This is a genomic window from Pseudomonas sp. m6p (assembly GCF_055760375.1).
In genome coordinates, this window is the sequence record NZ_CM147084.1 from 4,957,200 (window position 1) to 4,983,454 (window position 26,255).

The 26,255-nt window shown below is 61.2% G+C and carries 24 protein-coding genes; 16 read left to right on the forward strand and 8 right to left on the reverse strand.

The genetic code is table 11. From position 1 onward, the window contains the following. Positions 1-909, forward strand: coding sequence for a cation diffusion facilitator family transporter (locus ACYZUM_RS22605; protein ID WP_108183895.1), 909 nt, complete (start codon positions 1-3; stop codon positions 907-909). Here ACYZUM_RS22605 and ACYZUM_RS22610 read toward each other — a convergent pair. Next, positions 903-1,937, reverse strand: a complete 1,035-nt coding sequence (locus ACYZUM_RS22610) for a DUF6515 family protein (protein ID WP_108183896.1) — start codon at positions 1,935-1,937, stop codon at positions 903-905. The genes ACYZUM_RS22605 and ACYZUM_RS22610 overlap by 7 nt on opposite strands. Positions 1,938-2,391: 454 nt before the next feature. On the opposite strand from ACYZUM_RS22610, the gene ACYZUM_RS22615 reads away from it, so the two are divergent. Together ACYZUM_RS22615 and ACYZUM_RS22620 are read left to right on the forward strand one after the other, a co-directional pair. Then, positions 2,392-2,871: an Lrp/AsnC family transcriptional regulator gene (locus tag ACYZUM_RS22615; RefSeq protein ID WP_007909658.1), complete on the forward strand. Its 480-nt coding sequence runs from the start codon at positions 2,392-2,394 to the stop codon at positions 2,869-2,871. Between the two features lie 204 nt (positions 2,872-3,075). Beyond that, entirely contained in the window at positions 3,076-3,285 is a 210-nt protein-coding gene (locus ACYZUM_RS22620; RefSeq protein WP_003228500.1) for a DUF2788 domain-containing protein, read from the forward strand. Here ACYZUM_RS22620 and ACYZUM_RS22625 read toward each other — a convergent pair. From ACYZUM_RS22625 to ACYZUM_RS22640, 4 genes are all read right to left on the reverse strand, one after another. Beyond that, a complete protein-coding gene (locus ACYZUM_RS22625; RefSeq protein ID WP_041065061.1) occupies positions 3,280-3,915 on the reverse strand; it encodes a pseudouridine synthase in 636 nt (211 codons plus the stop codon). The two genes, ACYZUM_RS22620 and ACYZUM_RS22625, sit on opposite strands and share 6 nt — an antisense overlap. Before the next feature lie 72 nt (positions 3,916-3,987). Then, positions 3,988-5,487, reverse strand: coding sequence for an AMP nucleosidase (amn, locus tag ACYZUM_RS22630; protein WP_161794895.1), 1,500 nt, complete (start codon positions 5,485-5,487; stop codon positions 3,988-3,990). Between the two features lie 178 nt (positions 5,488-5,665). Further along, a complete protein-coding gene (locus ACYZUM_RS22635; protein WP_108183897.1) occupies positions 5,666-7,315 on the reverse strand; it encodes an acyl-CoA dehydrogenase family protein in 1,650 nt (549 codons plus the stop codon). A 97-nt stretch (positions 7,316-7,412) separates the two neighbouring features. After that, positions 7,413-9,767 (reverse strand): hybrid sensor histidine kinase/response regulator, encoded by a 2,355-nt coding sequence (locus tag ACYZUM_RS22640; RefSeq protein ID WP_142579974.1) that lies wholly within the window; start codon positions 9,765-9,767, stop codon positions 7,413-7,415. 473 nt (positions 9,768-10,240) lie between these two features. On the opposite strand from ACYZUM_RS22640, the gene ACYZUM_RS22645 reads away from it, so the two are divergent. The 4 genes from ACYZUM_RS22645 (at position 10,241) to ACYZUM_RS22660 (ending at position 13,759) form a co-directional block, all read left to right on the forward strand. Further along, positions 10,241-11,038 carry a hydroxymethylpyrimidine/phosphomethylpyrimidine kinase gene (locus ACYZUM_RS22645; protein WP_108183899.1) on the forward strand — a complete coding sequence of 266 codons (798 nt, stop codon included), beginning with the start codon at positions 10,241-10,243 and terminating at the stop codon, positions 11,036-11,038. An 18-nt stretch (positions 11,039-11,056) separates the two neighbouring features. Further along, a complete protein-coding gene (gene thiE, locus ACYZUM_RS22650) occupies positions 11,057-11,680 on the forward strand; it encodes a thiamine phosphate synthase (RefSeq protein ID WP_041065048.1) in 624 nt (207 codons plus the stop codon). Between the two features lie 15 nt (positions 11,681-11,695). Beyond that, complete coding sequence (gene hemL, locus ACYZUM_RS22655; protein ID WP_086793045.1) at positions 11,696-12,979, forward strand: glutamate-1-semialdehyde 2,1-aminomutase; 1,284 nt, start codon at positions 11,696-11,698, stop codon at positions 12,977-12,979. 225 nt (positions 12,980-13,204) lie between these two features. Next, on the forward strand, positions 13,205-13,759 hold the full coding sequence (locus tag ACYZUM_RS22660; RefSeq protein ID WP_047296791.1) for a tetratricopeptide repeat protein: 555 nt from the start codon (positions 13,205-13,207) through the stop codon (positions 13,757-13,759). A gap of 166 nt (positions 13,760-13,925) precedes the next feature. Here ACYZUM_RS22660 and ACYZUM_RS22665 read toward each other — a convergent pair whose 3' ends face one another. Further along, a complete protein-coding gene (locus ACYZUM_RS22665) occupies positions 13,926-14,255 on the reverse strand; it encodes a DUF1820 family protein (protein WP_003185742.1) in 330 nt (109 codons plus the stop codon). A gap of 133 nt (positions 14,256-14,388) precedes the next feature. Between ACYZUM_RS22665 and miaB the strand changes: the two genes are divergently transcribed. The 5 genes from miaB (at position 14,389) to lnt (ending at position 19,870) form a co-directional block, all read left to right on the forward strand. After that, positions 14,389-15,717 carry a tRNA (N6-isopentenyl adenosine(37)-C2)-methylthiotransferase MiaB gene (gene miaB / locus ACYZUM_RS22670; protein WP_108183900.1) on the forward strand — a complete coding sequence of 443 codons (1,329 nt, stop codon included), beginning with the start codon at positions 14,389-14,391 and terminating at the stop codon, positions 15,715-15,717. Positions 15,718-16,001: 284 nt separating this feature from the next. Further along, positions 16,002-17,000, forward strand: a complete 999-nt coding sequence (locus ACYZUM_RS22675) for a PhoH family protein (protein ID WP_097089326.1) — start codon at positions 16,002-16,004, stop codon at positions 16,998-17,000. Further along, positions 16,993-17,487, forward strand: a complete 495-nt coding sequence (gene ybeY, locus ACYZUM_RS22680; protein WP_041065031.1) for an rRNA maturation RNase YbeY — start codon at positions 16,993-16,995, stop codon at positions 17,485-17,487. The genes ACYZUM_RS22675 and ybeY overlap by 8 nt, the downstream gene beginning before the upstream one ends. A gap of 5 nt (positions 17,488-17,492) precedes the next feature. Further along, positions 17,493-18,332 (forward strand): HlyC/CorC family transporter, encoded by an 840-nt coding sequence (locus ACYZUM_RS22685; RefSeq protein ID WP_003228526.1) that lies wholly within the window; start codon positions 17,493-17,495, stop codon positions 18,330-18,332. Between the two features lie 14 nt (positions 18,333-18,346). Then, complete coding sequence (gene lnt / locus ACYZUM_RS22690) at positions 18,347-19,870, forward strand: apolipoprotein N-acyltransferase (RefSeq protein WP_108183901.1); 1,524 nt, start codon at positions 18,347-18,349, stop codon at positions 19,868-19,870. 172 nt (positions 19,871-20,042) lie between these two features. On the opposite strand, the gene ACYZUM_RS22695 is transcribed toward lnt, so the two are convergent. Then, positions 20,043-20,804, reverse strand: a complete 762-nt coding sequence (locus tag ACYZUM_RS22695) for a YdcF family protein (RefSeq protein WP_108183902.1) — start codon at positions 20,802-20,804, stop codon at positions 20,043-20,045. A 105-nt stretch (positions 20,805-20,909) separates the two neighbouring features. Beyond that, a complete protein-coding gene (locus tag ACYZUM_RS22700; protein ID WP_047296802.1) occupies positions 20,910-21,233 on the reverse strand; it encodes a hypothetical protein in 324 nt (107 codons plus the stop codon). 256 nt (positions 21,234-21,489) lie between these two features. On the opposite strand from ACYZUM_RS22700, the gene leuS reads away from it, so the two are divergent. The 4 genes from leuS (at position 21,490) to arfA (ending at position 26,213) form a co-directional block, all read left to right on the forward strand. Next, positions 21,490-24,096, forward strand: a complete 2,607-nt coding sequence (leuS, locus tag ACYZUM_RS22705; RefSeq protein WP_108183903.1) for a leucine--tRNA ligase — start codon at positions 21,490-21,492, stop codon at positions 24,094-24,096. A gap of 88 nt (positions 24,097-24,184) precedes the next feature. Then, complete coding sequence (locus tag ACYZUM_RS22710) at positions 24,185-24,790, forward strand: LPS-assembly lipoprotein LptE (protein WP_108183904.1); 606 nt, start codon at positions 24,185-24,187, stop codon at positions 24,788-24,790. Between the two features lie 39 nt (positions 24,791-24,829). Then, complete coding sequence (gene holA / locus ACYZUM_RS22715) at positions 24,830-25,867, forward strand: DNA polymerase III subunit delta (RefSeq protein ID WP_108183905.1); 1,038 nt, start codon at positions 24,830-24,832, stop codon at positions 25,865-25,867. A 181-nt stretch (positions 25,868-26,048) separates the two neighbouring features. Further along, complete coding sequence (gene arfA / locus ACYZUM_RS22720) at positions 26,049-26,213, forward strand: alternative ribosome rescue factor ArfA (RefSeq protein WP_003228536.1); 165 nt, start codon at positions 26,049-26,051, stop codon at positions 26,211-26,213. The last annotated feature ends 42 nt before the right edge of the window (positions 26,214-26,255 follow it).

Genomic DNA, 26,255 nt, shown 5'->3' on the forward strand with positions numbered 1-26,255 from the left:
ATGACCACCAGCCCCGAACACGCCCGCCTGCTGCGGCTGGCAACCCGCGCCTCGGTGGCGGTGGCCTGCACGCTGATCATCGCCAAAGCCATCGCCTGGTGGCTGAGCGGTTCGGTGAGCATGCTCGCCGGCCTCACCGACTCGGCGCTGGATGGCGTCACTTCGCTGCTCAATCTGCTGGCGGTGCATTACGCACTGCGCCCGGCCGATGAAGATCACCGTTACGGCCACGGCAAGGCTGAATCGCTGGCGGGCATGGCGCAGGCGCTGTTCATCGGTGGCAGTGCGGTGCTGATTGCGTTTCAGGCGTATGAGCGCATCAAGCAACCGGAGCCGCTGGGCGCTCCGTGGCTGAGTATCGGCGTGATCGTTTTCTCGCTGTTGCTGACCGCGGCGTTGCTGACGCTGCAACATCGGGTGATCAAGCAGACCGGCTCCAACGCCGTGCGCGCCGACTCGCTGCACTACCGCTCGGACATGCTGCTCAACGGCAGCATTCTGATCGCGCTGGTTCTCGCCGGCATGGGCTTTCATCAGCTCGATGCATGGTTCGGTCTGGGGATTGCCGGGTACATTTTGTGGAGCGCGATCCAGATCGCCCGGGAAAGTTTTTCGGTGCTGATGGATGAAGAGCTGCCGGCGGACGTCAGTCAGCACATGCTCGAACTGGCCTGCGGCGTACCCGGCGTGTTGGGCGCACATGATTTGCGCACGCGGATTTCGGGCAATCACTGGTTCGTGCAGTTGCATCTGGAGTTGCCGGGAGAGCTGACGTTGTCAGTGGCCCACGGCATCAGCGATCAGGCGGCGGATGCGATTCACGCCGCCTACCCGCGAGCCGAAGTGCTGGTGCACGCCGACCCGCAGGAAGTGGTCAGGGCTGAACGGGCGCAGACCCGGCTTCAGTAAGACACCTGATAACCGCGACTGCTCAGGCAATTGCCCTGAGCCTGGCGGTAGGCCTGCACCACTTCGGGCGCCGGTTGGTACGTCGCGGTACGTGGATCGAAACCGCTTTGCTGCACCGCGTACTGGTAGCACTGGTAACCGTCCTGCTGCACCTGTTCCGGCGACTGACCGTTGGCGGGATACGCCTCGACGTCATACCCCTGGGATTGCGGCTGCGGCGGTTGCTGCACCGGTGGCTCGACCACGACGTAATCCTGGGTGGCTTCCTGATACGCATAGTAGGAACCGGCCGCAAGAAACAGCAGCGCACCGCCGATCCACACTTCACGGGCGTAGTCCGGCAGGTACTGAATACGAATCCCGCGTGGCGGCTGCACGACGATGTAGCGCGGACCTTGCGGGCGATACCAGTAGCCGCCGGAATAGAAGTAATCCTGACCGCGATACGGCACGCGATATTCACGATCCGGGAAGCGGTCGATCACATGCCCCGGGCGATATTGCGGGCCAGGGCCCCAACCGTTGCCATGCCCGTCCGGGCGACCCGGCCAGCGATTGTCATCGGGCCGGTTGCCGGTTTGCCATTGCTGGTTGTGGTAACCATTCTGCGGACGCTCGTCGCGGTAGTAGCCCTGACGCGGTTCCTGAGTCTGGCGCACGGTGTCGGGACGTGGCTGGATCGGCAGGTTGTTCGCCGGTGGCGCCTGATGAACCGGTGCAGGCTGATTGGGTGCGCGGTTCTGGTTCTGCCATTGGCCGTTATTGTGCGGCTGGCCGTTGTGCTCGAATTGGCGGCTGTTGTCGCCGCGAATGATGTCGCTGTTCTGCGGCCGCGGCGGATTTTGCGGCGGCGGATTGTTTTGCCCATGGGGCTGACGCTCACCGCCATGCCCCTGATTGCCCTGATGCTCACCGCCGTGCCCGTTATTCTCGGGGCCACGATTCTGTGGCTCGTCGGCCAACGCTTGGGCTCCGACGCTCACACACAGCAAACCAACACCGGCCAGACGCCAGATGCGCGACTTCATGCTTTTCCTCACTGCGGGTATTAAGAGGGCTTGTAGCTAAGACCGGGAATACGCACACCGGGTTCTGCGACAGGTTATCAGTCACGAAACTTATTTATTGAGGGAAGCCGTACATCGAGGCACAAAAATCGCAGACAAGAAAAAGGGAGACCCGTCGGCCTCCCTTTAGAGAACTTCGTCCTGGCTCGACGCTTTTGACGTCGGCTCACCTCACGCCGTCTTCTGGACAGTGTGCAGCTCGGGGGCCGGCACATCCCCGGTGGGGGTGGCGGCCGCGGCGGGCCTGATTGGGCGGGCCGCAGTGGACTGTGTTACCGAGCAGTGATTCTGGTGATAAGAATAGGCCGCAACGCGCGACAGATGATTGCGAAGATTGCTCAAATAAACACCGCTTGCGCAATTTTTAACCCTGGATAGATAATCCGCCGCAATAGTTACAACCAAGGACTGATTCATGAGCAAACTCGACCGTTACGACCTGAGTATTTTGGCGGAATTGCAGCGCGACGCCCGCATCTCCAACCAGGAACTGGCCGAGCGCATCGGTCTGTCGCCCTCGCCCTGCTCGCGCCGGGTCAAACAACTGGAGGATGACGGCTACATCTCGCGCCAGGTCGCCCTGCTCGATCGCAAGATGCTCGGCCTGAGCCTGACCGCCTACGTGCTGATCGGCATGGACCGGCACACCCCGGAACGTTTCGAGAACTTCGAAGCAGCGATCCGCACCTTGCCGCAAGTGCTGGAATGCAGCCTGGTGACGGGCGTGGATGCCGACTATCAGTTGAAAGTGGTGGTGCCGGACATGGATCACTATCAGAAGCTGCTGCTGGGACACCTGACCCGGATTGAAGGGGTGACCAGCGTGCGTTCGAGCTTTGTGCTGAATCAGGTGCTCAACAGCACCGAGTTGCCGCTGACTCATCTGCGCAGCTAATCTGCACTCCCCCTGTAGGAGCTGCCGAAGGCTGCGATCTTTTGATTTTGCTTTTCAAGATCAAAAGATCGCAGCCTTCGGCAGCTCCTACACGGGACGCATGATAGAGGTTCGGCACACCGACGCAGATCAATGCGTCCTCAGCCGCCCCAGGCGTATAATCGCCGAGCCCTTTTTCAGCCCTGTGCGCGCCGGAGATGCCCGATGGATCCTGCAGTATTCGAAGAGTGGATGATGACTGGCCTGGTCAGCATCCTGATCATTTTCATGGGTTTCATCGTCTGGGATCTGGCGAAGAAGTCCAAGGCCGGGCGCTTCGGCTCGTTCATTCTGTTCTTCGTGCTGGGTCTGGGCGTAGCCGCGTTCATCATCAAGAGTGTGGTGATCGGCCTGATCGAATCCGGCGCTCTATAACCGCGCCGGCACTTCCTTCCACTGGCCCTGATCGAGCCCTTCAAGCGTCCAGTCGCCAATCCGCACCCGCACCAGCCGCAACGTCGGCAGCCCCACCGCGGCAGTCATCCGTCGCACCTGACGGTTGCGTCCCTCTCGAATCACCAACTCCAGCCAACGGGTCGGCACGCTTTTGCGAAAGCGTACCGGCGGATTGCGTGGCCACAGTTCAGGCTCATCCAGTTGCCGCGCCTCGGCGGGCAGAGTCATGCCGTCGTTCAGCTCGACACCGTCGCGCAGACGCTGCAGTTGTTCAGCCGTCGGCTCGCCTTCGACCTGCACCCAGTACGTCTTCGGCAACTTGTGTTTCGGGTCGGCGATCCGCGCCTGCAACTGACCGTCATTGGTCAGCAACAACAAACCTTCACTGTCGCGATCCAGGCGCCCCGCCGGATAAATGCCCGGCACATCGATGAAATCCTTGAGCGTCGCCCGCCCGCCTTCATCGCTGAATTGCGTGAGGACATCGAACGGTTTGTTGAACAGGATCAGCTTCGGCTCGGCCGGCGGCGCCTTGGCGACACGACGTGGCGCTGAGGGGGAAGGCTTCGCGCCAGGGCGGCGGGAAGGAGGACGCGGGGGACGGGACATGGCGAAAAGAACATCTGACGGTCAGGGCTGCTAATGCTAGTGCCCCGACCGCCAAATGACCACGACTAACCGTTAACGGAACGGCGGCTCGTCGAAGCTGCGCAGTTTGCGCGAGTGCAGCGAATTGAGTTCGGTGCGCAGCAGATCCACCGCCTCGATGCCGATCTTCAAGTGCTGACTGACCGCACGCTCGTAGAACGCGTTGGCCGAACCCGGCAGCTTGATTTCGCTGTGCAGCGGTTTGTCCGAGACGCACAGCAACGTGCCGTAAGGCACCCGCAGGCGATAGCCCTGGGCGGCGATGGTGCCGCTTTCCATGTCCACCGCCACGGCGCGGGACAGGTTGATCAACGGACGTTCCTGCGCCCAGCGCAATTCCCAGTTACGGTCATCGTAGGTCAGCACGGTGCCGGTGCGCAGACGCTTTTTCAGCTCCTCGCCCTTCTCGCCGGTGATATTGGCCGCGGCTTGTTGCAGCGCCAGTTGCACTTCGGCCAGCGCCGGGATCGGAATATTCGGCGGCACCACACGGTCGAGAATCCCGTCGCGACGCATGTAGGCGTGCGCCAGCACGTAGTCGCCGATGGTCTGCGACTGGCGCAGGCCGCCGCAGTGGCCAATCATCAGCCAGCAATGCGGACGCAGCACCGCCAGGTGGTCGGTGATGTTCTTGGCGTTGGACGGGCCGACGCCGATGTTGACCAGGGTTACGCCATGGCCGTCGTTGGCGATCAGGTGATAGGCCGGCATCTGGTAGCGGTGCCAGACCACGCCAGCGGCAATCGCCGAGGCTTCGCCGTGATCCATGCCCTTCTCGATGATCACATTGCCCGGCAGGACCATACGCACGAAACGCGGGTCTTTGCGCAGTTGTTCCAGGCCATGGACGATGAACTGGTCGACGTAGCGATGGTAGTTGGTCAGCAGTATCCACGGCTGCACATGGCGCCAGTCGCTGCCGGTGTAGTGCACCAGACGACGCAGCGAGAAGTCGACCCGCGCGGCGTCGAACAGCGCCAGTGGCAGCGGATCGGTGTTTTCCCAGTCGTAGAGACCGTCGGCGATGCCATCGGTGGCGGCGGACAGGTCGGTACTCGGAAACACTCGCGCCAGCACCGCAGCGGTGACGCCGGAGCCGGCCAGCTCATCGCCCTGCTCGACCACGTACGGGTACGGAATGTTCTGCTGACTGACGCCGACTTCCACGGTCACGGTGAAGTCGTGCATCAACGGCACCAGTTGTTCCAGCAGGTATTTGCGGAACGCCTTGGGGTGGGTGACGGTGACGCTGTAAGTGCCCGGCAGTTGCACCTTGGCATAGGCGCGGGTGGTCTGCGGGACTTCGCCCTGACACAGGTAGGTCAGACGCAGTTCGGGATAACGAAACAGAGCGCGCTGTTCGGCGTCGGGCTCGACGCGATCCTTGAGGTAACGCTTGAGCGCCGAGTTCAGCGCAGTGGTGGCCCGCTCATGCAGCTCGGCCAGACGATCCACGGCTTGCTCGGCGGTTTGAACGACAATAAACGCTTCGGTCACGATCAGCTTCCTGTGTTCTGACTTGCAGAGCTTCATCTTGCCTGCATCGTGGTCTCACGGGAACAGTGGCATGTTGGCAACCGCACAATATGTCGGTCACACACGGTCTCTTGTAGGAGCTGCCGCAGGCTGCGATCTCTTGATCTTGCTTTTAAAAAGATCAGGATCAAAAGATCGCAGCCTGCGGCAGCTCCTACAGGGGATTTGTGTGGGGTCAGAACCCTTGGGGGGTTGAGCGGGTGACGATGGCTTCGACGTCCAGGCCCCGCGGCAATGCGCCATAGACCCGGCCGCCACCGTTCAGACGGCTGGCAATAAACGCATCACTGACCGCCGCATTACCCGCCTCCAGCAACAACTTGGCTTGCAACCCCAGCGCTATATCTTCAGTCAGTTGCCGCGCGCGGTATTGAATATCGCCGGTGTCCTTGAACTGCGCCTGCAACTGTTGGATATGCGTGGCCAGACGCTTGTCGCCATGGCCGTTGCCCAACTCGCTGAACAGCACATCGAGCACACCCGGCTCTTTCGACAGTGCGCGCAACACGTCGAGGCACTGCACATTCCCCGAGCCTTCCCACGTCGAGTTGACCGGCGCTTCGCGATACAGCCGTGGCAGGATGCTCTCCTCGACATACCCGGCACCGCCCATGCACTCGGCGGCTTCGTTGATCATTGCGGGGGCACGTTTGCAGATCCAGTACTTGCCCACTGCCGTCACCAGCCGGGCGAATTGTGCTTCGTGGCGGTCATCCAGATGATCCAGCGCCTTGCCCATGCGCAGGCTCAGCGCCAGTGCGGCCTCGCTTTCCAGCGCCAGATCGGCCAGCACGTTCTGCATCAACGGTTGCTCGCTGAGCAGCTTGCCGCCGACCGAACGGTGCGCGCAGTGATGGCTGGCCTGAGTCAGCGCCTGACGCATCAGCGAGCTGGAGCCGACCATGCAATCGAAACGGGTCATCGCCACCATCTCGATGATGGTTGGTACGCCGCGCCCCTCCTCGCCGACCATCCATGCCAGCGCGCCGCGAAACTCCACTTCGCTGGAGGCGTTGGACTGGTTGCCGAGTTTGTTTTTCAGGCGCTGGATGTAGAACTGATTGCGCGTGTCGTCCGGACGATGGCGCGGCAGCAGGAAACAGGTCAGACCCTTGTCGGTTTGCGCCAGGGTCAGAAACGCATCGCACATCGGCGCCGAGCAGAACCACTTGTGCCCGACCAGTTCATAGGCCTGGCCCGGGCCACTGGCACCCACCGGGTAAGCCTTGGTGGTATTGGCCCGCACGTCGGTGCCGCCCTGTTTCTCGGTCATCGCCATACCGATGGTCACGCCGGCCTTGTGCGCCATACCGACATTGCGCGGGTCGTACTCGGTGGCAAGGATTTTCGGCAGCCACTGTTCGGCCAGATCCGGCTGCAAACGCAGGGCCGGGACGCTGGCGAACGTCATGGTCAACGGGCAACCGCTACCCGCCTCGGCCTGGCTGTGCAGATAGCTCATCGAGGCGCGGGCAACATGCGCGCCGTCCTGCGGATGAGTCCAGGGTGACGAGGTCAGGCCATGTTCGATCGCGGTGCGCATCAGCTCATGATAGGCCGGATGAAATTCCACCAGATCAATGCGATGGCCGTACCGGTCATGGCTGACGAACACCGGTTTGTTCTGATTGGCGAGGAACCCGGCGGCCATCAGCGGTCCGCCGGCCAGCGCACCGTAGGCATCGATCCGCGACTCGGCCCAACCGGCGCCAAAGCGGCGCGACCACTCCTGCAATGGCAGGTCGATGCGGTACAGGTTGGCGCCATCCAGCGATGGCGGCTGGTTGGTGACTTCGTGGGTTTCGGCGAACTGATGCAGGTTCATGACGCGGCTCCTTTGGTCAGCCAAGGAATCCAGTTAAGCACTGGCCCGTGACTGATCAAAGTGTCATATGCGCCGAACTGTCGGCGCTTTCACCCTGTTACGCGCTGAGCACCCGACGCTCCAGCGCCGTCTGCAGGTCTTCGAATTTCACCGGTTTGTTCAGGTAATCGATGCGCGTACCCGGCGCGCAATGCTCGCGATCCGTGCCCTGCGCCAGCATGAACACCGGCAGACTGGCGCAGCCGGGCAACGCATGAATCTGGCAGCACAGCGACGCGCCTTCGTGGGAGGGCAACTGGCAATCGATCAGCACCGCATCGAAGTTTTCCCGTTGCAGGCAATCGAGTGCCGCCGCGCCGTTGTCCGCCGTGCGCACGCGGAAACCGAGCTTGAGCAGCATGCCGCGCATCACCAGTTGATTGACGCTGTTGTCGTCGACCAGCAATACCGTGCAGTCCTGCGGCGCACGGATCCGCTCCTGCAGCGGGGCCGGGTTCGGCGCCGCTTCGACCGCCGGCAGTTCGAACTCGACGTCCAGCTGAAAACGGCTGCCACGCCCGGGTTCGGAACGATGGGTGAGCTTGCCGCCGAGCAACTCCACCAGTTGCCGACAGATCGCCAGCCCCACGCCCAGGCCACCGTATTCGCGGGTCATCGAGCCGTCGAGCTGGAAGAAGCGCTGATACAGCGTCGCCTCGCCCAGATCGGTGAAACCGATGCCGGTGTCGATCACCGCAAACGACAGCGCCAAGCGGTTTTCCGCCGCCGGCTTGCCGGTGACGCGCAGCGCCAGGCCACCGACCCGGGTGAACTTGATCGCGTTGTCCAGCAGGCACTCCAGGCACTGCGCCAGTTTTGCACTGTCGCCGTGCAAGCGATCCGGCAGGGTCGGCAGCACCTCGACCTTGAAGTCCAGCGACTTGCTCGCCGCGTTGCCGTCGAACTGCACGCGCAAGGCCTCGACCACCGCACGCAGGCTGAAGCTGCCCGGCGTCGCTTTCAGCTTGCCGGCCTGCAATTCGGTGAGGGTGAGGATGCCATTGACCATGCGCATCATGTCCCGCGCAGAACCGGCGGCGGTTTGCTGGTATTGCTCCAGTTCAGGCTCCAGTTCGACGGTCTGCATCAGTTCCAGCGAACCGATCACGCCGTTCATCGGCGTGCGCAATTCGTGGGTCAGGGTCGCGAGGAATTCATCCTTGAGCTTGTTGCTGTGCGCCAGTTGCTGGTTGAGCACTTCGAGTTTCTGCCCGGCATCGAACAGGGTCTGCGCCTGTTGCTCGCGCATCGCGTTGATGCGGTCGGCCAGCGCCAACGACAGCAGCGCAACTTCGATCGCCGAGCCGATCTGACTGGCGTACATGGTCAGGAATACGTTTGGCAGCAAGCCGAGCACCATCAGCGTGTTGACGATACCGCCGAGCAAAAACGCCGACCAGGCAATAATGAAGTAACGCGCTACCCGCAAGCCGCGCCACCAAGCGAGGATCCCGGCAGCGAAAATCACCACGGTGAACACCAGCGCCAACAGGGTCGCCAGGCGCAACGACAGCGCATAGCTGGTCATCAGCGACAGCCCGACCACCAGCGCACCGAACGCGATCAGGGCGATCAGCAAATGGTCGAGCCAGCGGCTGTGGGTTCTGGTCTGCAGGAAACTGCGGGCGAACTGGCTGCCGAACAGCCCGGCGCAACCGATGAAGAACGGCGTGGCGGCGTTGGCCCACCACGGATTGTCCGGCCAGAAATACTCGACCGCCGCGCCGTTCACCGACAGTTGATAGAGGCCGAACGAGGCGATGTAGAAGATGTAGTAAAGGTAGCTGGTGTCGCGCACGCTCAAGTAGATGAACAGGTTGTAGACCAGCATCCCCAGCAGCACGCCATAGATGATCCCCAGCACATACAGGCGCACCGGTTGATCTTCGAGGTACGCGGTGCTCGACCATAACGTCACCGGCGCCTGAATCGAACCTTCACTGGCCAGGCGCAGGTACACGGTTTTTTGCTGGTCAGGGGCGAAGGTCAGGTCGAACAGGTAATTGTTCTGACGGATTTCGCGGCTGGCGAACGGCAAGGCGTCACCGGTTTGCCGGATCAGCCGATAGTCGCCATTGGCATCGGCCATATAAAGGTCGAGGTGATCCAGCGGCGGATACGCCAGCTCCAGCAGCCAGGTGCGCTGCGCGGCCGGATTGTTCGGACGGTAATGCAGATCGATCTTCAGCCAGAACGCCGAGCGCGAGTAACCGGCATTGAGCGTGGCTTTGTCGTGGGGTTTGAAATTGCCCGCCGCCGCTTGAGCGCGAACGTCGGCGATGTTCGCCTGACCGCTTGGGTCTTCGAACACCTGCAAGGAGCGGCCCAGCGGGAGGCTCTGGGTATTTTCGTCGAACTCGACGGCGCTTGCGAGGAGGGGCAAGCAGAACAGCAACATCAGCAAATAGCGCATTGAAGCCCCAGCGTGGCTCGTCCGGTTGTGTCAGGAAGCCCCCCATTCCCTTTGAGTAGACGTAAAACCGGTATTACCTGTTATTGGTTTGGATCCAGACTAGCATAGCCGTTGATGGCCATTGAGCACCATCGAAATTTTTCCTGCAAAGGCTCTAGAACGGGCGTTTCAGAGCAAAGCTGCGGACTAGAGCTGTTGAGTTGGTCAACTCGCTACAACGGCGCATGTTGTGCATACCTCTGTGGCGAGGGGATTTATCCCCGATGGGTCGCGAAGCGGCCCCAAACCATGCAACCAGATTCTTTCAGACACGATTCGTAGAATGGATTTGCGACTGCTTCGCAGCGCATCGGGGATAAATCCCCTCGCCACCATTGCTACCCGACTAATGGCCGCAATGTGTCAGACAATCTCTAGCCAAACGCTTTCAGGACTGAACCCCAAAATCAGGTTTGGTGGTAAGCTCGCGCACCATGAATATCTACAGCTCCCGCCCCGTTGTCCTCTGTCTCTCCGGCCACGACCCCAGTGGTGGCGCCGGCTTGCAGGCAGATATCGAAGCCTTGCTTGCGCAGGGTTGCCATGCGGCTCCGGCCGTCACCGCCCTGACCGTGCAAGACACCGTCAATGTCACTGACTTCCGCGTCCTCGACCGTGAGTGGGTACTGGCCCAGGCCAATGCCGTGCTCAACGACTCCGAAGTCGCAGCGGTCAAACTGGGCATGCTCGGTTCGCTGGAAATGGTCGACACTGTGGTCGAACTGCTTTCTGCGCACCCGCACCTGCCGGTGGTCTGTGACCCGGTGCTGCGTGCCGGCGGCGGCGGACGACTGGGCAAGGATGAAGTCGGTTACGCGATGCGCGAGCGTCTGCTGCCGCTGTCGATCATTGCCACCCCCAACCTTCCCGAAGCGCGGATTCTTGCCGAACTGCCCGAAGGCACCGCGGACGAATGCGCGGAAAAACTCCTGCCGTTCGTCAAAAACCTGCTGATCACCGGCGGCCACGGCGACGAAACTGAAATCCACAATCGCCTGTACGGCCGTGACGGCCTGCGTGAAACCTTCTATTGCCAGCGTCTGCCAGGCAGCTATCACGGCTCCGGTTGTACCCTGGCCAGCGCTATCGCCGGTCGTCTGGCCCAGGGCGAACACCTCGCCAGCGCCGTGCGTACCGCGCTGGATTACACTTGGCGCACCCTGCGCGATGCCGAACAACTGGGCAAAGGCCAGTTTGTGCCGCGTCGTCTGCCGCTGGATTTTTGCTCGTAACGCCGTGAGGTCTGCCTGATGAAACTACGTGGCCTGTACGCCATCACCGACAGCCAGTTGCTGGCGGGCAAGTTTCTGTCGTACGTGGAGGCGGCGCTGGAAGGCGGCGTCACCCTGCTGCAATACCGCGACAAAAGCAGCGACGAGGCCCGCCGCCTGCGCGAGGCCGAAGCTTTGCGTGATCTGTGCGAGCGTTACAAGACGCAGTTGATCATCAACGATGACGCCGAACTGGCCGCGCGCCTGAACGTCGGCGTGCACCTGGGGCAGACCGACGGCCCGCTGTCGCCGACCCGCGCCCTGCTCGGCTCCAAAGCCATCATCGGTTCGACCTGCCACGCGCAACTCGAACTGGCCGAGCAAGCCGCCAAAGAAGGCGCGAGTTATGTCGCCTTCGGTCGCTTCTTCAATTCCAGCACCAAACCCGGCGCGCCAAGCTGCAGCCTCGATCTGCTCGACGAGGCCAAACGCAAGCTGCATCTGCCGGTCTGCGCGATTGGCGGCATCACCCTCGACAACGCCGCGCCGCTGGTGGCCCACGGTGTCGACCTGCTGGCGGTGGTCCACGGCTTGTTCGGTGCCCAGAGCACCGCCGAAGTGACCCGCCGCGCCCGCGCCTTCAACGAACTTCTGAAAATCTGATTTGAGAACCCGAACATGTCTCGTTCCGAAACCCTGTTTGCCAATGCCCAGAAACACATTCCCGGTGGCGTGAACTCGCCGGTTCGCGCGTTCAAGAGCGTGGGCGGCACACCGCTGTTCTTCAAGCATGCCGAAGGCGCCTACGTCACTGACGAAGACGACAAGCGTTATGTGGATTACGTCGGTTCGTGGGGGCCGATGATCCTCGGCCACAGTCACCCGGATGTGCTCGACGCGGTGCGCAATCAACTGCAACACGGCCTGTCCTACGGTGCGCCGACCGCGATGGAAACCGAGATGGCCGATCTGGTCTGCTCGCTGGTGCCGTCGATGGACATGGTGCGCATGGTCAGCTCCGGCACCGAAGCGACCATGAGCGCAATCCGTCTGGCCCGTGGTTACACCGGTCGTGACAGCATCATCAAGTTCGAAGGTTGCTACCACGGTCACTCCGACAGCCTGCTGGTCAAGGCCGGTTCCGGCGCACTGACTCAAGGCGTGCCGAGCTCCGCCGGTGTACCGGCAGCATTTGCCAAACACACCTTGACCCTGCCGTTCAACGACATCGACGCGGTTGAGAAGATGCTCGCCGAAGTCGGTCAGGATGTCGCCTGCATCATCGTCGAGCCAGTGGCGGGCAACATGAACTGCGTACCGCCGGCACCGGGTTTTCTCGAAGGCCTGCGTTCGCTGTGCGACAAGCATGGCGTGGTGCTGATTTTCGACGAAGTGATGACCGGTTTCCGTGTGGCCCTCGGTGGCGCTCAGGCGTACTACGGCGTAACCCCGGATCTGACCACGTTCGGCAAGATCATCGGCGGCGGCATGCCGGTCGGCTGCTTCGGCGGCAAGCGTGAAATCATGCAGCGCATCGCGCCGCTGGGCCCGGTGTATCAGGCCGGCACCCTGTCGGGTAACCCGCTGGCGATGGCCGCCGGTCTGACCACCCTGCGCCTGATCAGCCGTCCGGGCTTCCACGCCGAGCTGACCGATTACACCACGCGCCTGCTCGATGGCCTGCAACAACGCGCCGATGCGGCGGGCATTCCGTTCGTCACCACGCAAGCGGGTGGCATGTTCGGCCTGTACTTCAGCGGTGCCGACGACATCGTCACTTTTGAAGACGTGATGGCCAGCGACGCTGCGCTGTTCGGTCGCTTCTTCCACCTGATGCTCGAAGGTGGCGTGTACCTGGCGCCGAGCGCATTCGAAGCCGGTTTCACCTCGATCGCCCACGGCGAAGCCGAGCTGAAAATCACTCTGGACGCTGCCGAGCGCGCCTTCGCCGCACTGAAGTAATCGCCGTGCCGCTGACGTTGGCCATCGCCAGCGTCAGCTTTTACCTACACCCAAGCCGTTTTTCCCACGCCTCTGCTAAAAATCGGCAAGAAAGTGGGCGATATATTCCCCGCGCAGCAGAAAAACGAGTAAAGACTTTGTAAGGTTGGCCCTGCTTATTTCATAATGCGCGCTTATTGGATCCCTCGATGGGTCCGCGTGCCCTTCAGAGGTAAGTCGATTCCCATGAACCGCACCGGCCGCACCCTTGCCTTGGGCTGCCTGTTGCTCCTTCAGCCCCTGCTCGCGCATGCACAAGCAGGCGGCAACTCGTTGTTGATCCCGGCGATGGGTCGTTGCACCCTCAATACCCAGCCGCAAGACGTCACGCAGGCACTGGCCGCCTGCCAGAAAGCGGCGGACGAAGGGGATGCACAAGCGCAATACGAGTTGGGTGAGTTCTACTACGACGGCAAGAATGCGCCACGCGATCTCAATCAAGCCCTGAGCTATTTCGAAAAGGCCTCGTTGCAAGGCCACGCTCAGGCGCAGTTCAAGCTCGGCACCATGTTCTTCCACGGTGAAGGCGTGCAGGCCAACAACATTCAGGCGTACATCGTGCTGAAGATGGCCGCGGTCAACGGCGCCGAAGATGCGCTGGACACCGCCGACGAAGTCTCCGAAAAAATGTCCCGCGAAGACCTCGAAACCGCGACCCAGGTGCTGGGGCAAATTTTCCGTAAATACCTGATGGAACTGCAGAACGCCGATGGGCGTACGCCGTTTTCGCCATTGCCATAAGAGCTTTCGTGGCGAGGGGATTTATCCCCGATGGGTTGCGTAGCAGCCCCAAAACCCTGCAATCAAGTTCCTTCTGACATACCTTGCTGAATGGACTTGCGACTGCTTCGCAGTCGATCGGGGATAAATCCCCTCGCCACAAATCATTTCAAATCCAGATCCGGGCTTACTTCTCAGGCATCGGCATCGGAAACGGCATCACATTGCCGACCGCGCCGCGGGCTTCGCTGATTTTCGGGGTGCCCAGACGTTCCACCTCGTCGATGCGCACGATCGAATGCATCGGCACAAAGCTGCGCACCACGCCTTCGAACTGCGCCTTGAGCTTCTCTTCGCTCGGATCGACCACCACTTGCGTGCGCTCGCCAAAGACGAACTCTTCCACTTCCAGAAAACCCCACAAATCACTTTGATAGATCTGCTTGGCGTACATTTCGAACACCTGGCCCTGGTTGAGGAAAATCACCTTATAGATTGGAGCTTCGCGTTTGGTCATGGCGGGGGGATAACATCGGGGATAAAAATGAGGGCGCAAACTATAGCATAGCCACCGGACGCGCAGCGGTAGGAACCTGAGGGCTTGTTCCCTATAATGCCGGGTTCTTTGAATCACGTGACGACCCTACTCCATGGCCAAGAAGCTTTACATCGAAACCCACGGTTGCCAGATGAACGAGTACGACAGCTCGCGCATGGTCGATCTGCTGGGCGAACATCAGGCCCTGGAAGTCACCGCGCGCGCTGAAGATGCCGACGTGATTCTGCTCAATACCTGCTCGATCCGCGAGCGCGCCCAGGATCGGGTGTACTCGCAGCTCGGCCGCTGGCGCGAACTGAAACTGGCCAACCCGGACATGGTGATCGCCGTCGGCGGTTGCGTGGCCAGCCAGGAAGGCGCGGCGATCCGTGATCGCGCCCCGTACGTCGACGTGGTGTTCGGCCCGCAGACCTTGCACCGCCTGCCAGAAATGATCGACGCCGCGCGCAGCAGCAAGCTGCCGCAAGTCGACGTCTCGTTTCCGGAAATCGAGAAATTCGACCACTTGCCCGAGCCGCGCATCGATGGCCCGAGCGCCTACGTGTCGGTGATGGAAGGCTGCAGCAAATACTGCACGTTCTGCGTGGTGCCTTACACCCGTGGTGAAGAAGTCAGCCGGCCGTTCGATGACGTGATCGCCGAGATCATCCACCTCGCCGAACACGGCGTGCGTGAAGTGACCCTGTTGGGGCAAAACGTCAACGGCTATCGCGGCCTGACCCACGATGGGCGTCTGGCCGATCTGGCCGAGCTGATCCGCGTGGTCGCCGCCGTCGACGGTATCGACCGTATCCGCTACACCACCTCGCACCCGCTGGAGTTCTCCGACAGCCTGATCCAGGCCCACGCCGAAGTGCCGGAACTGGTCAAACACCTGCACTTGCCGGTGCAGTCGGGCTCGGATCGAATTCTGGCCGCAATGAAGCGCAACCACACCGCACTGGAGTACAAGTCCAAGCTGCGCAAATTGCGCGCTGCCGTGCCGGGCATCTGCATCAGTTCGGATTTCATCGTTGGTTTCCCGGGCGAGACCGAAAAAGACTTCGAACAAACCATGAAGCTGATTGCCGATGTCGGCTTCGACTTCTCCTATTCGTTCGTCTACAGCCAGCGTCCGGGCACGCCGGCGGCCGATCTGGCCGATGACACCCCGGAAGAGCTGAAGAAAGAACGCCTGAACGCCTTGCAGCATCGCTTGAATCAGCAAGGGTTCGAGATCAGCCGACAAATGGTCGGTTCGATCCAGCGCATTCTGGTTACTGACTATTCGAAGAAAGACCCGGGCGAGCTGCAAGGGCGCACCGAGAATAATCGTATCGTCAACTTCCGCTGCGATAATCCGACCCTGATCGGCCAGTTCGCCGACGTGCACATCGACGCGGCGCAACCGCACTCGCTGCGCGGCTCGCTGGTCCAATAACATCGCGCGCCTTCTGTAGTAGGACTGTTGTGGTGAGGGGATTTATCCCCGATGGTTGGCGCAGCCGACCCAACGCTGAAGTTGCGGTGAATCTGCCATACCAAGAGCTCTGGCTTTGGGGCCGCTCCGCGGCCCATCGGGGATGAATCCCCTCGCCACAGAGAACTCCACCCGCCACAGAAAGGCGCTCCAAACTCGCATCGATATTTAAGAGCTTTCGCACCCACGCCACTGGCGTTATCCTTGATTTCATCTTAATTGCCCCAGGGCGGCTAAATACGACCTTGAACGCACCCATAGAACCACATCGTTTTATCCTCGAGCCCTTTGAGGCTCGCCGCTTCGCCAATCTGTGCGGGCAGTTCGACGAGCATCTGCGCTTGATCGAACAGCGCCTGGCCATCGAGATCCGCAATCGCGGAAACCAGTTCGAATTGATCGGCGACCCTAAGCACACCACGTCTGCGGAAAACCTGCTGCGCCGCCTGTACCGCGAAACCAAGGGTACCGAGCTGTCGCCGGACATGGTGCACCTGTTCCTCCAGGAATCGGCCGTCGTCGAACTGGACAATCACGCTCCCGCTGAAGCCTCCGTCGCCCTGCGCACCAAGAAAGGCATGATTCGCCCCCGTGGCTTGAATCAGCTGCGCTACGTGAAGGAAATCCTCGGCAACGACATCAACTTCGGCATCGGCCCGGCCGGTACCGGCAAGACTTATCTGGCTGTGGCTTGCGCCGTTGATGCCTTGGAGCGCGAGCAGATCCGCCGCATCCTGCTGGTACGTCCGGCGGTTGAAGCCGGTGAGAAGCTCGGCTTCCTGCCCGGTGACCTGGCGCAGAAGATCGACCCGTACCTGCGCCCGCTCTATGACGCGCTCTACGAGATGCTCGGCTTCGAATACGTGGCCAAGCTGATCGAGCGTCAGGTGATCGAAGTCGCGCCACTGGCGTACATGCGCGGTCGTACGTTGAACAACAGCTTCATCATTCTCGACGAAAGCCAGAACACCACCGTCGAGCAGATGAAAATGTTCCTGACCCGGATCGGCTTTGGCTCCACCGCCGTGATCACCGGTGACATCACCCAGGTCGACCTGCCGCGCGGCACCAAGTCCGGCCTGCATCATGTGATCGAAGTACTCAAGGATGTTCCGGGCATCAGCTTCACCCACTTCCAGCCCAAAGACGTCGTGCGCCACCCGTTGGTGCAGCGGATCGTCGAGGCCTACGAACGCTTCGAGACCCGTGCCGAAGCCGCCAGGGAAACCTCGCGCGATGCTTGAGCTGGATCTGCAAATCGCCACCGAAGCGAGCGCCCCGAGTGAAACCGAGTTCCGCCAATGGTGCGAACTGGCTCTGCGCCAGCGCAGCGCCGACTCGGAAATGACCATTCGCCTGGTCGACGAGGAAGAAGGCCGCGAACTCAATCACACCTGGCGCCACAAGGATTACGCGACCAACGTCCTGTCGTTCCCGGCGGAAGTCCCGGACGAATTCCTCGACATACCGCTGCTCGGCGATCTGGTGATCTGCGTGGCGGTGGTCGAACGCGAAGCTGCCGAACAAGGCAAGGAACTCAAGGCCCATTGGGCACATCTAGTCATTCACGGCTGCTTGCATCTGCTCGGTTACGACCATATAGATGACGACGAAGCTGAAGAAATGGAAGCACTGGAACGCGAGTTGCTTGCCGAACTGGGCTACCCCGATCCGTACGCGGACGACGAAACCGAAACATCCCCTATCGTTACAACAAAGGATTCAGAGTAATCGCTATGAGCGAAGATCGATCGAGCAACGGGCAGAAGTCATGGCTGGGTAAACTGACCCAGGCTTTTGCCCACGAGCCGAAGAACCGTCAGGAGCTGCTTGAGCTGCTGCGTGATGCACATCAGAACAAACTGCTGGACAGCGAAGCGCTGGCCATCGTCGAAGGCGCCATTCAGGTGGCTGACCTGCAAGTACGCGACATCATGGTCCCGCGTTCGCAGATGATCAGCATCAAGGCGACCCAGACCCCTCGTGAATTCCTTCCGGCCGTGCTCGACTCGGCGCACTCTCGCTACCCGGTCATTGGCGAAAGCCACGACGACGTGATGGGCGTGTTGCTGGCCAAGGACCTGCTGCCGCTGATCCTCAAGGAGAACGGCGACAGCTTCAACATCAAGGACCTGCTGCGCCCGGCCACCTTCGTACCGGAGTCCAAGCGTCTGAACGTGTTGCTGCGTGAATTCCGCGCCAATCACAACCACATGGCTATCGTCATTGACGAATACGGCGGCGTGGCTGGTCTGGTCACGATCGAAGACGTGCTGGAACAGATCGTCGGCGACATCGAAGACGAGCACGACGTCGAAGAAGACAGCTACATCAAGCCGCTGCCCAGCGGTGACTTCCTGATCAAGGCCCTGACGCCGATCGAGAACTTCAACGAGTTCTTCGACAGCGAATTCTCCGACGACGAGTTCGACACCGTCGGCGGTCTGGTGATGAGCGCGTTCGGGCACTTGCCAAAACGTAACGAAATCACTGAAATCGGCGCCTATCGTTTCCGCATCCTGAACGCCGACAGCCGTCGGATTCATTTGCTGCGACTTACGCCAATCGCTCGTTAAATCTAAGGACTGAAATGCGCTGGACAACCCGCCCCGGCTGGCCCGGTAACCTGCTGGCCGTGGCGGCCGGTGCAATCACTACCTTCGCCCTGGCCCCGTTCAACATCTGGCCGCTGGCTTTGCTCGCGGTCGGCCTGTTTTACGCCGGCCTGCGTGAGCTGAAACCGCGTCAGGCGCTGGGGCGTGGCTGGTGCTTCGGTTTCGGCCTGTTCGGTGCCGGCACCAGCTGGATCTACTACAGCATCCACCATTTCGGTGGCGCATCGGTGCTGCTGGCCGGGTTCCTGATGCTGCTGTTCACCGCAGCGATCGCGTTCTTCTTCGCCCTGCCCGCCTGGGTCTGGGCGCGCTGGTTGCGCCGCAATGAAGCACCGCTGGCCGATGCCTTGGCGTTTGCTGCGTTGTGGGTCGGCCAGGAAGCCTTTCGCGGCTGGTTCCTCACCGGTTTCCCGTGGCTCTACTCCGGCTACAGCCAACTCGAAGGCCCGTTGGCCGGGCTCGCGCCGGTCGGCGGCATGTGGCTGGTATCGTTCGCTCTGGCGCTGACTGCAGCGCTGATCTACAACACGCCCCGTTTGTTGCAATCCGGTCGCAAGGGCTTTATCGCGGCTGGCCTGGTGTTGCTGGTCGGGCCATGGGTGGCGGGCATTGCGCTCAAGGGCCACGCCTGGACCAGTCCGTCCGGTCCGGCACTGAGCGTTGCTGCGATTCAGGGCAACGTCGAACAAAGCATGAAGTGGGACCCGGCGCAGCTCAATGCGCAACTGGCGCTGTACCGCGACCTGAGTTTCCGCTCCAAACCGGTGGACCTGCTGATCTGGCCGGAAACCGCAGTGCCGGTGCTCAAGGAGTCCGCCGAGGGCTACCTGAACATGATGGGTAACTTCGCCGCCGAGCGTAAATCGGCGTTGATCACCGGCGTACCGATCCGCGAGACGGTTCGTCACGAAAAACGCTTCTTCAACGGCATTACCGTGGTCGGCGAAGGCGATGGTACCTACCTCAAGCAGAAATTGGTGCCGTTCGGCGAATACGTGCCGTTGCAGGATCTGCTGCGCGGCTTGATCGCGTTCTTTGACTTGCCGATGTCCGACTTCGCTCGCGGTCCGGCGGATCAGCCGCTGCTGCAGGCCAAGGGTTATCAGATTGCGCCATTCATCTGCTACGAAGTGGTGTACCCGGAGTTCGCTGCAGGTCTGTCGGCACGCAGCGACTTGCTGCTGACGATCAGCAACGACACCTGGTTCGGCACCTCGATTGGGCCGTTGCAGCACCTGCAAATGGCGCAGATGCGCGCACTTGAAGCGGGCCGTTGGATGATCCGTGCTACGAACAATGGCGTGACCGGACTGATCAACCCGTTCGGGCAGATCACCGAGCAGATCCCGCAGTTCGAGCAGGGCATTTTGTATGGCGAAGTGGTGCCGATGCACAACCTGACGCCGTACCTGCAATGGCGCTCGTGGCCGCTGATCATCGTCTGTGTGCTGCTGTTTGGCTGGGCGCTGATGGCAAGCCGGATGTCGAAAACCCTTTAAAAGCAGTCCATAAACACTGTGGTGAGGGGATTTATCCCCGATCGATGACGCAGTCATCGCAAATCCATTGCACTCGATTTACCTGAAAGACCGAGATGCAGGTTTTGGGGCGGCTTCGCCACCCATCGGGGATAAATCCCCTCGCCACGGAAGCCCTCTCAAAACAGTGCTCTTAGCGGTAAAACAACGAATACCCCACCTGCCCCACCGCCTCATTCAGCAACTGTCCGCTCTGCCAGATCGACTTGAATTCCGGCAGCCAGCCACCAAACGGTCGCGCATTATCGGTCCCGAGAAACCCTACGGGCGCCGGCACCACCTCAAATCCTGCCTGCTGAAAACACCACACGGCGCGCGGCATATGCCAGGCCTGGGTGACCACGACCACGCGTTTTATGCCTTGGGGCAGCAAGATGTCGGCGCTGAATTTGGCGTTTTCCCAGGTTGTGCGACTCTCACCTTCCTGCCAGCGCGTGGTCACGCCGAAATCATCGCGCAGTGAATCGGCCATCAGCTTCGCCTCGGTCGGCGGCGTGCCGTAATGCAGGCCACCGCTGGTCAGAATCGGCAGCCCGGAGGCCTTGGCCAGTCGCGCCGCATAGCGCTGACGCTCCAGCCCCACGCCAGTCGGCTGATCCTCACCCCAGGCCAGATCACCGCGCTCGCGCCCGGAACCCAGCACCACAATGGCATCGGCCCGCTGCGCCAGGATTGACCAGGCATCACGGGGCAGCGGCGGCTCACGTTCCAGTGCCTTGGCGCCCCACTGCACGACCACCGGCAGGCTCATCAGCCAGAAACCACCCAACCCCAGGGCAAAGCACAGGCCGGCCAGTCGCGGCCGGGAACGGCGCAGCCACCAGGCGACCAGCAACAGCAGCAAAAGAATGCCGGGCGGCAACAGAAGTTGTTTGATGAAGTAACGAAAAGGCATCGGGGCATCTCCAGAGATGCCCGAAGCCTAAGAGTGTTAATGATGCGTTACAACCGACAGGCAGGATCCTGTTGGAAAAGATCCGTTATTTGACCTGCCATGCGTTTACTTGGCCTGTACAGAACGAACCTTGACGGTGTCTCTGCCGGGCGCCTTGTCCTTGAGCCAGATGACCTTGGCTGAATGTGCTGTATCGAGCTGTTTCACTGCCTGCGACAGGTATCCATGCGCTTCACGCTCACTGCGATCCAGATAGGCCTTGACCAGTTTGAACTCGGCGGGGCTCAAGCCACGCAATTCCAGTTCCACGGGGCGCTCGTCGCGCAGCCGGCCAGCGGTTTTGGCAGCGTCGAGCGCCATGCCCAGACGATCCATCAACCGTTCGTACAACTCGGGTTTCGTCACGTTTTTTTGCCGTTGCTCCACCATCCCTCACCTCATTGAAGATAAGACTCACTCCCCAATAAGAGCTTAGCTTCGCTGCACAAACCGGCTGAACGCCGCGACCAACGGCCCTCGCCACGGTTTTCGGGGGCCAGACAGCTGTAATCAGGGTTTCCCTAGGCCAAGCGCGGTCATGTATGCTACGGCGCTTCCTGTCATTCCACTTCCAGCCTGTCCGGAGCATCCCCCGGAGGGCGCGTTGAAGAGGATTAGGCCACCCCTATCCAGTACAAAAGTAGCCATGCACGAACAATATCAGCCCCGTGAAATCGAAGCCGCCGCCCAGTCGTTCTGGGACGAGCAAAAGTCCTTTGAAGTCAGTGAACAGCCAGGCAAGGAAACCTACTACTGCCTGTCGATGTTCCCTTACCCCAGCGGCAAGCTACACATGGGGCATGTGCGCAACTACACCATCGGCGACGTGATCTCCCGCTACCAGCGCATGCAAGGCAAGAACGTTCTGCAACCGATGGGTTGGGACGCCTTCGGCATGCCGGCGGAAAACGCCGCGATGAAGAACAACGTGGCGCCCGCCAAGTGGACCTACGAAAACATCGCCTACATGAAATCCCAGCTGCGCAGCCTGGGCCTGGCGGTGGACTGGTCCCGTGAAGTGACCACCTGCAAGCCGGACTACTACCGCTGGGAACAATGGCTGTTCACTCGCCTGTTCGAAAAAGGCGTGATCTACCGCAAGAACGGCACCGTGAACTGGGACCCGGTCGACCAGACCGTGCTGGCCAACGAACAGGTGATCGACGGTCGCGGCTGGCGCTCCGGCGCGCTGATCGAAAAGCGCGAAATCCCGATGTACTACTTCAAGATCACCGCTTACGCGGATGAGCTGCTGGAGAGCCTCGACGAACTGACGGGCTGGCCGGAACAGGTCAAGACAATGCAGCGCAACTGGATCGGCAAATCCCGCGGCATGGAAGTGCAGTTCCCGTACAACGTCGACTCGATCGGCGAAGCCGGCACCCTCAAGGTCTTCACCACCCGTCCGGACACCCTGATGGGCGCGACCTACGTTGCCGTGGCTGCCGAGCACCCGCTGGCCACCCAGGCCGCGCAGAACAATCCTGAGCTGCAAGCGTTCATCGCCGAATGCAAGGGCGGCAGCGTCGCTGAAGCCGACGTCGCCACTCAAGAGAAGAAAGGCCTGCCGACCGGCCTGTTCGTCGAGCACCCGCTGACCGGTGAAAAACTCCCGGTATGGGTCGCCAACTACGTGCTGATGCATTACGGCGACGGCGCCGTGATGGCGGTCCCGGCGCACGACGAGCGCGATTTCGAATTCGCCCACAAGTACAACCTGCCGGTGAAATCGGTGGTGCGCACCAGCTCCGGCGACACCAACCCGGCTCCGTGGCAAGACGCCTACGGTGAGCACGGCACGCTGATCAACTCCGGCGAGTTCGACGGTCTGGACTTCACCGGCGCCTTCGACGCCATGGAAGTCGCCCTGATCAAGAAAAACCTCGGCGCCTCGCGTACCCAGTTCCGCCTGCGCGACTGGGGCATCAGCCGTCAGCGCTATTGGGGCTGCCCAATCCCGATCATCCACTGCGCCACCTGCGGTGACGTGCCGGTGCCGGAAGACCAGTTGCCGGTGGTGCTGCCGGAAGACGTGGTGCCGGACGGCGCCGGTTCGCCGCTGGCGCGCATGCCGGAATTCTACGAGTGCAGCTGCCCGAAATGCGGCCAGCCTGCCAAGCGTGAAACCGACACCATGGACACCTTCGTCGAGTCCTCGTGGTACTACGCCCGTTACGCCTCGCCGCACTTTGAAGGTGGCCTGGTGGAAAAATCCGCGGCCGACCACTGGTTGCCGGTGGATCAGTACATCGGCGGTATCGAACACGCCATTCTTCACCTGCTGTACGCGCGCTTCTTCCACAAGCTGATGCGTGACGAAGGTCTGGTCAGCTCCAACGAGCCGTTCAAGAACCTGCTGACCCAGGGCATGGTAATCGCCGAGACTTACTATCGTCGCGAAGCCAACGGTGCCTACACCTGGTTCAACCCGGCGGACGTGGAACTGGAGCGCGACAGCAAAGCCAAGGTCATCAGCGCCAAACTGAAATCCGACGGCTTGCCGGTGGAAATCGGTGGCACCGAGAAAATGGCCAAGTCGAAGAACAACGGCGTCGACCCACAGTCGATGATCGATCAGTTCGGCGCCGACACCTGCCGCCTGTTCATGATGTTCGCTTCGCCGCCGGACATGAGCGCCGAATGGTCGGACTCCGGCGTTGAAGGCTCGCACCGCTTCCTCAAGCGCGTCTGGCGTCTGGCGCAGGCCCATGTGACCCAGGGCCTGCCGGGCAAGCTGGACATCGCCGGCCTGAACGACGAGCAGAAAGCCGTGCGCCGCGCCATCCACCTGGCCATCAAGCAGGCCAGTCACGACGTCGGCCAAAACCACAAATTCAACACCGCCATCGCTCAGGTGATGACGCTGATGAACGTGCTGGAAAAAGCCGCGCAAGGCACCGAACAGGACCGCGCGCTGATTCACGAAGGTCTGGAAGCCGTGACGTTGTTGCTGGCTCCGATCACGCCGCACATCAGCCATGAGCTGTGGAATCAACTGGGCCACGCTGACCCGGTGATCGATGCCGGCTGGCCTGCGGTCGATGAAAGCGCACTGGTGCAGGACAGCCTGCAACTGGTCATTCAAGTGAACGGCAAGCTGCGTGGCCAGATCGAAATGCCGGCCAGCGCCACCCGCGAAGAAGTTGAAGCGGCGGCCCGCGCCAACGAAAACGTGCTGCGTTTCGTCGACGGTCTGACCATTCGCAAAGTGATCGTTGTACCAGGGAAACTGGTTAACATCGTCGCCAGCTAAATTGGATTGGGCGTCAGGCTCGCCTGACGCACTGTAAAACCTTTCGGGCCGCAGGGTCGGCCCACATGGTTTCAAGGGGAGCAACACAATGATCAAACGCAATCTGCTGGTGATGGGCCTCGCCGTTCTGCTGAGCGCCTGCGGTTTCCAGCTGCGTGGCACCGGCACCAACGAACTGTCGATCAAGGAGCTCGATCTGAGCGCCCGTAACGCTTATGGCGAGACCGTCACCCAGCTGCGTCAGGTGCTCGAGTCCAGCGGCGTCAAGGTCTACAGCGGCGCACCGTACAAGCTGTATCTGGCTGACGAACAGGAAAACCAGCGCATCCTCAGCTACGCCGGGGCCGGCCGTACGGGCGAATACCAGGTCAGCACCGTGCTGAACTACGACATCGTTGGCGAACACAATCTGAACCTGCTGAGCGACAAGCTCGAAGTGCAGAAAGTGTTCATTCACGACGGCAACAACCTCGTCGGCTCCGATCAGGAAGCCAACGACGCCCGTCGCGAAACCCGTCGCGAATTGGTTCAGCGCATGATGCTGCGCCTGCAACAGCTGACGCCGGGCCAACTGCAGCAATTGCAGCAAGCGGCCAACGACCGTGCCCGGGCTGAAGCCGATGCACTGAAGGCGGCACAGAAGGCTGAAGCGGAAACCCCGCGTCAGTCGCCGCTCGAACTGCCGCAGCAGTAAGACGTACGGGGCGCTGAGGCGCCCCGTTCGCCCTCTCTTATGAAGCTCGCTCCCGCTCAACTCGGCAAACACCTGCAAGGCGCGCTCGCGCCCGTCTATATCATCAGCGGCGATGACCCGCTGTTGTGTCAGGAAGCCGCCGACGCCATCCGCAGTGCTGCCCGCCAACAAGGTTTCGACGAACGCCAGGTGTTCGCCGCCGACGCCAATTTCGATTGGGGGAGCTTGTTGCAGGCCGGCGCCAGCATGTCGCTGTTCGCCGAAAAACGCCTGCTGGAACTGCGCCTGCCTTCGGGCAAGCCCGGTGACAAGGGCGCTGCCGCACTGATCGAATACTGCTCACGCCCCGCTGAAGACACCGTGCTGCTGATCAGCTTGCCCAAGCTCGACGGCAGTGCGCAGAAGACCAAGTGGGGCAAGGCGCTGGTCGAAGGTCAGCAGACCCAGTTCATTCAGATCTGGCCGGTGGATGCCAATCAGCTGCCGAGCTGGATTCGCCAGCGTCTGTCGCAAGCCGGTTTGTCGGCCAGTCAGGACGCGGTCGAACTGATTGCCGCACGCGTGGAGGGCAACCTGCTCGCCGCCGCGCAGGAAATCGAAAAGCTCAAGCTGATGGCCGAAGGTGGGCAGATCACCGTCGAAACCGTGCAGGCCGCGGTGGCCGACAGTGCGCGCTTCGACGTGTTCGGCCTGACCGATGCCGTACTCAACGGCGAACCGGCCCACGCCCTGCGCATGCTCGAAGGCCTGCGCGGTGAAGGCGTCGAGCCACCGGTGATTCTCTGGGCGCTGGCACGGGAGTTGCGCCTGCTGGCCAATATCTCGCTGCAGTACAGCCAGGGCACGCCGCTGGACAAGTGTTTCAGTCAGGCGAAACCGCCGGTCTGGGACAAACGCAAACCGCTGATGAGCAAAGCCCTGCAACGCTACTCGGCGCCACGCTGGGCGCAGTTGCTGCTGGAGGCCCAGCGCATTGACGCGCAAATCAAGGGTCAGGCCGCTGGTTCGCCATGGATGAGCCTGAGCCGATTGGCGTTGTTGATGGCGGGCCAACGCCTTTCGCTGCCCGCCGAATAATCTGTCATACCGCAAACGACCCTTCGCGAGCAGGCTCGCTCCCACATTGAAAATCATTCCAAATGTGGGAGCGAGCCTGCTCGCGAAAGCGTGAGAACACTCCTACCTATCAGGGACTGGACAGACGTCCAACATCGGCAGATTATTTGCTCTGCAAAACCACTCACTCGAGAGAACCCTCATGAGCAAAAAGCCATCGAAACATGGCCCGAACAAGGCCAAATCCATTATTGCCCAACCCCTGTTCCGCAGCCGCCAGGAACGACCGACCAAGGGCAAAGGCAGCTACCGCCGCGAAGCCTTCCAGTCTGACAGCTGGGAGGCTTCTTACTTTCTGGCTGCCTGAAGCGCAGTGCCCCCCGGTCATGTTAAGGTCTGTACCTGAATC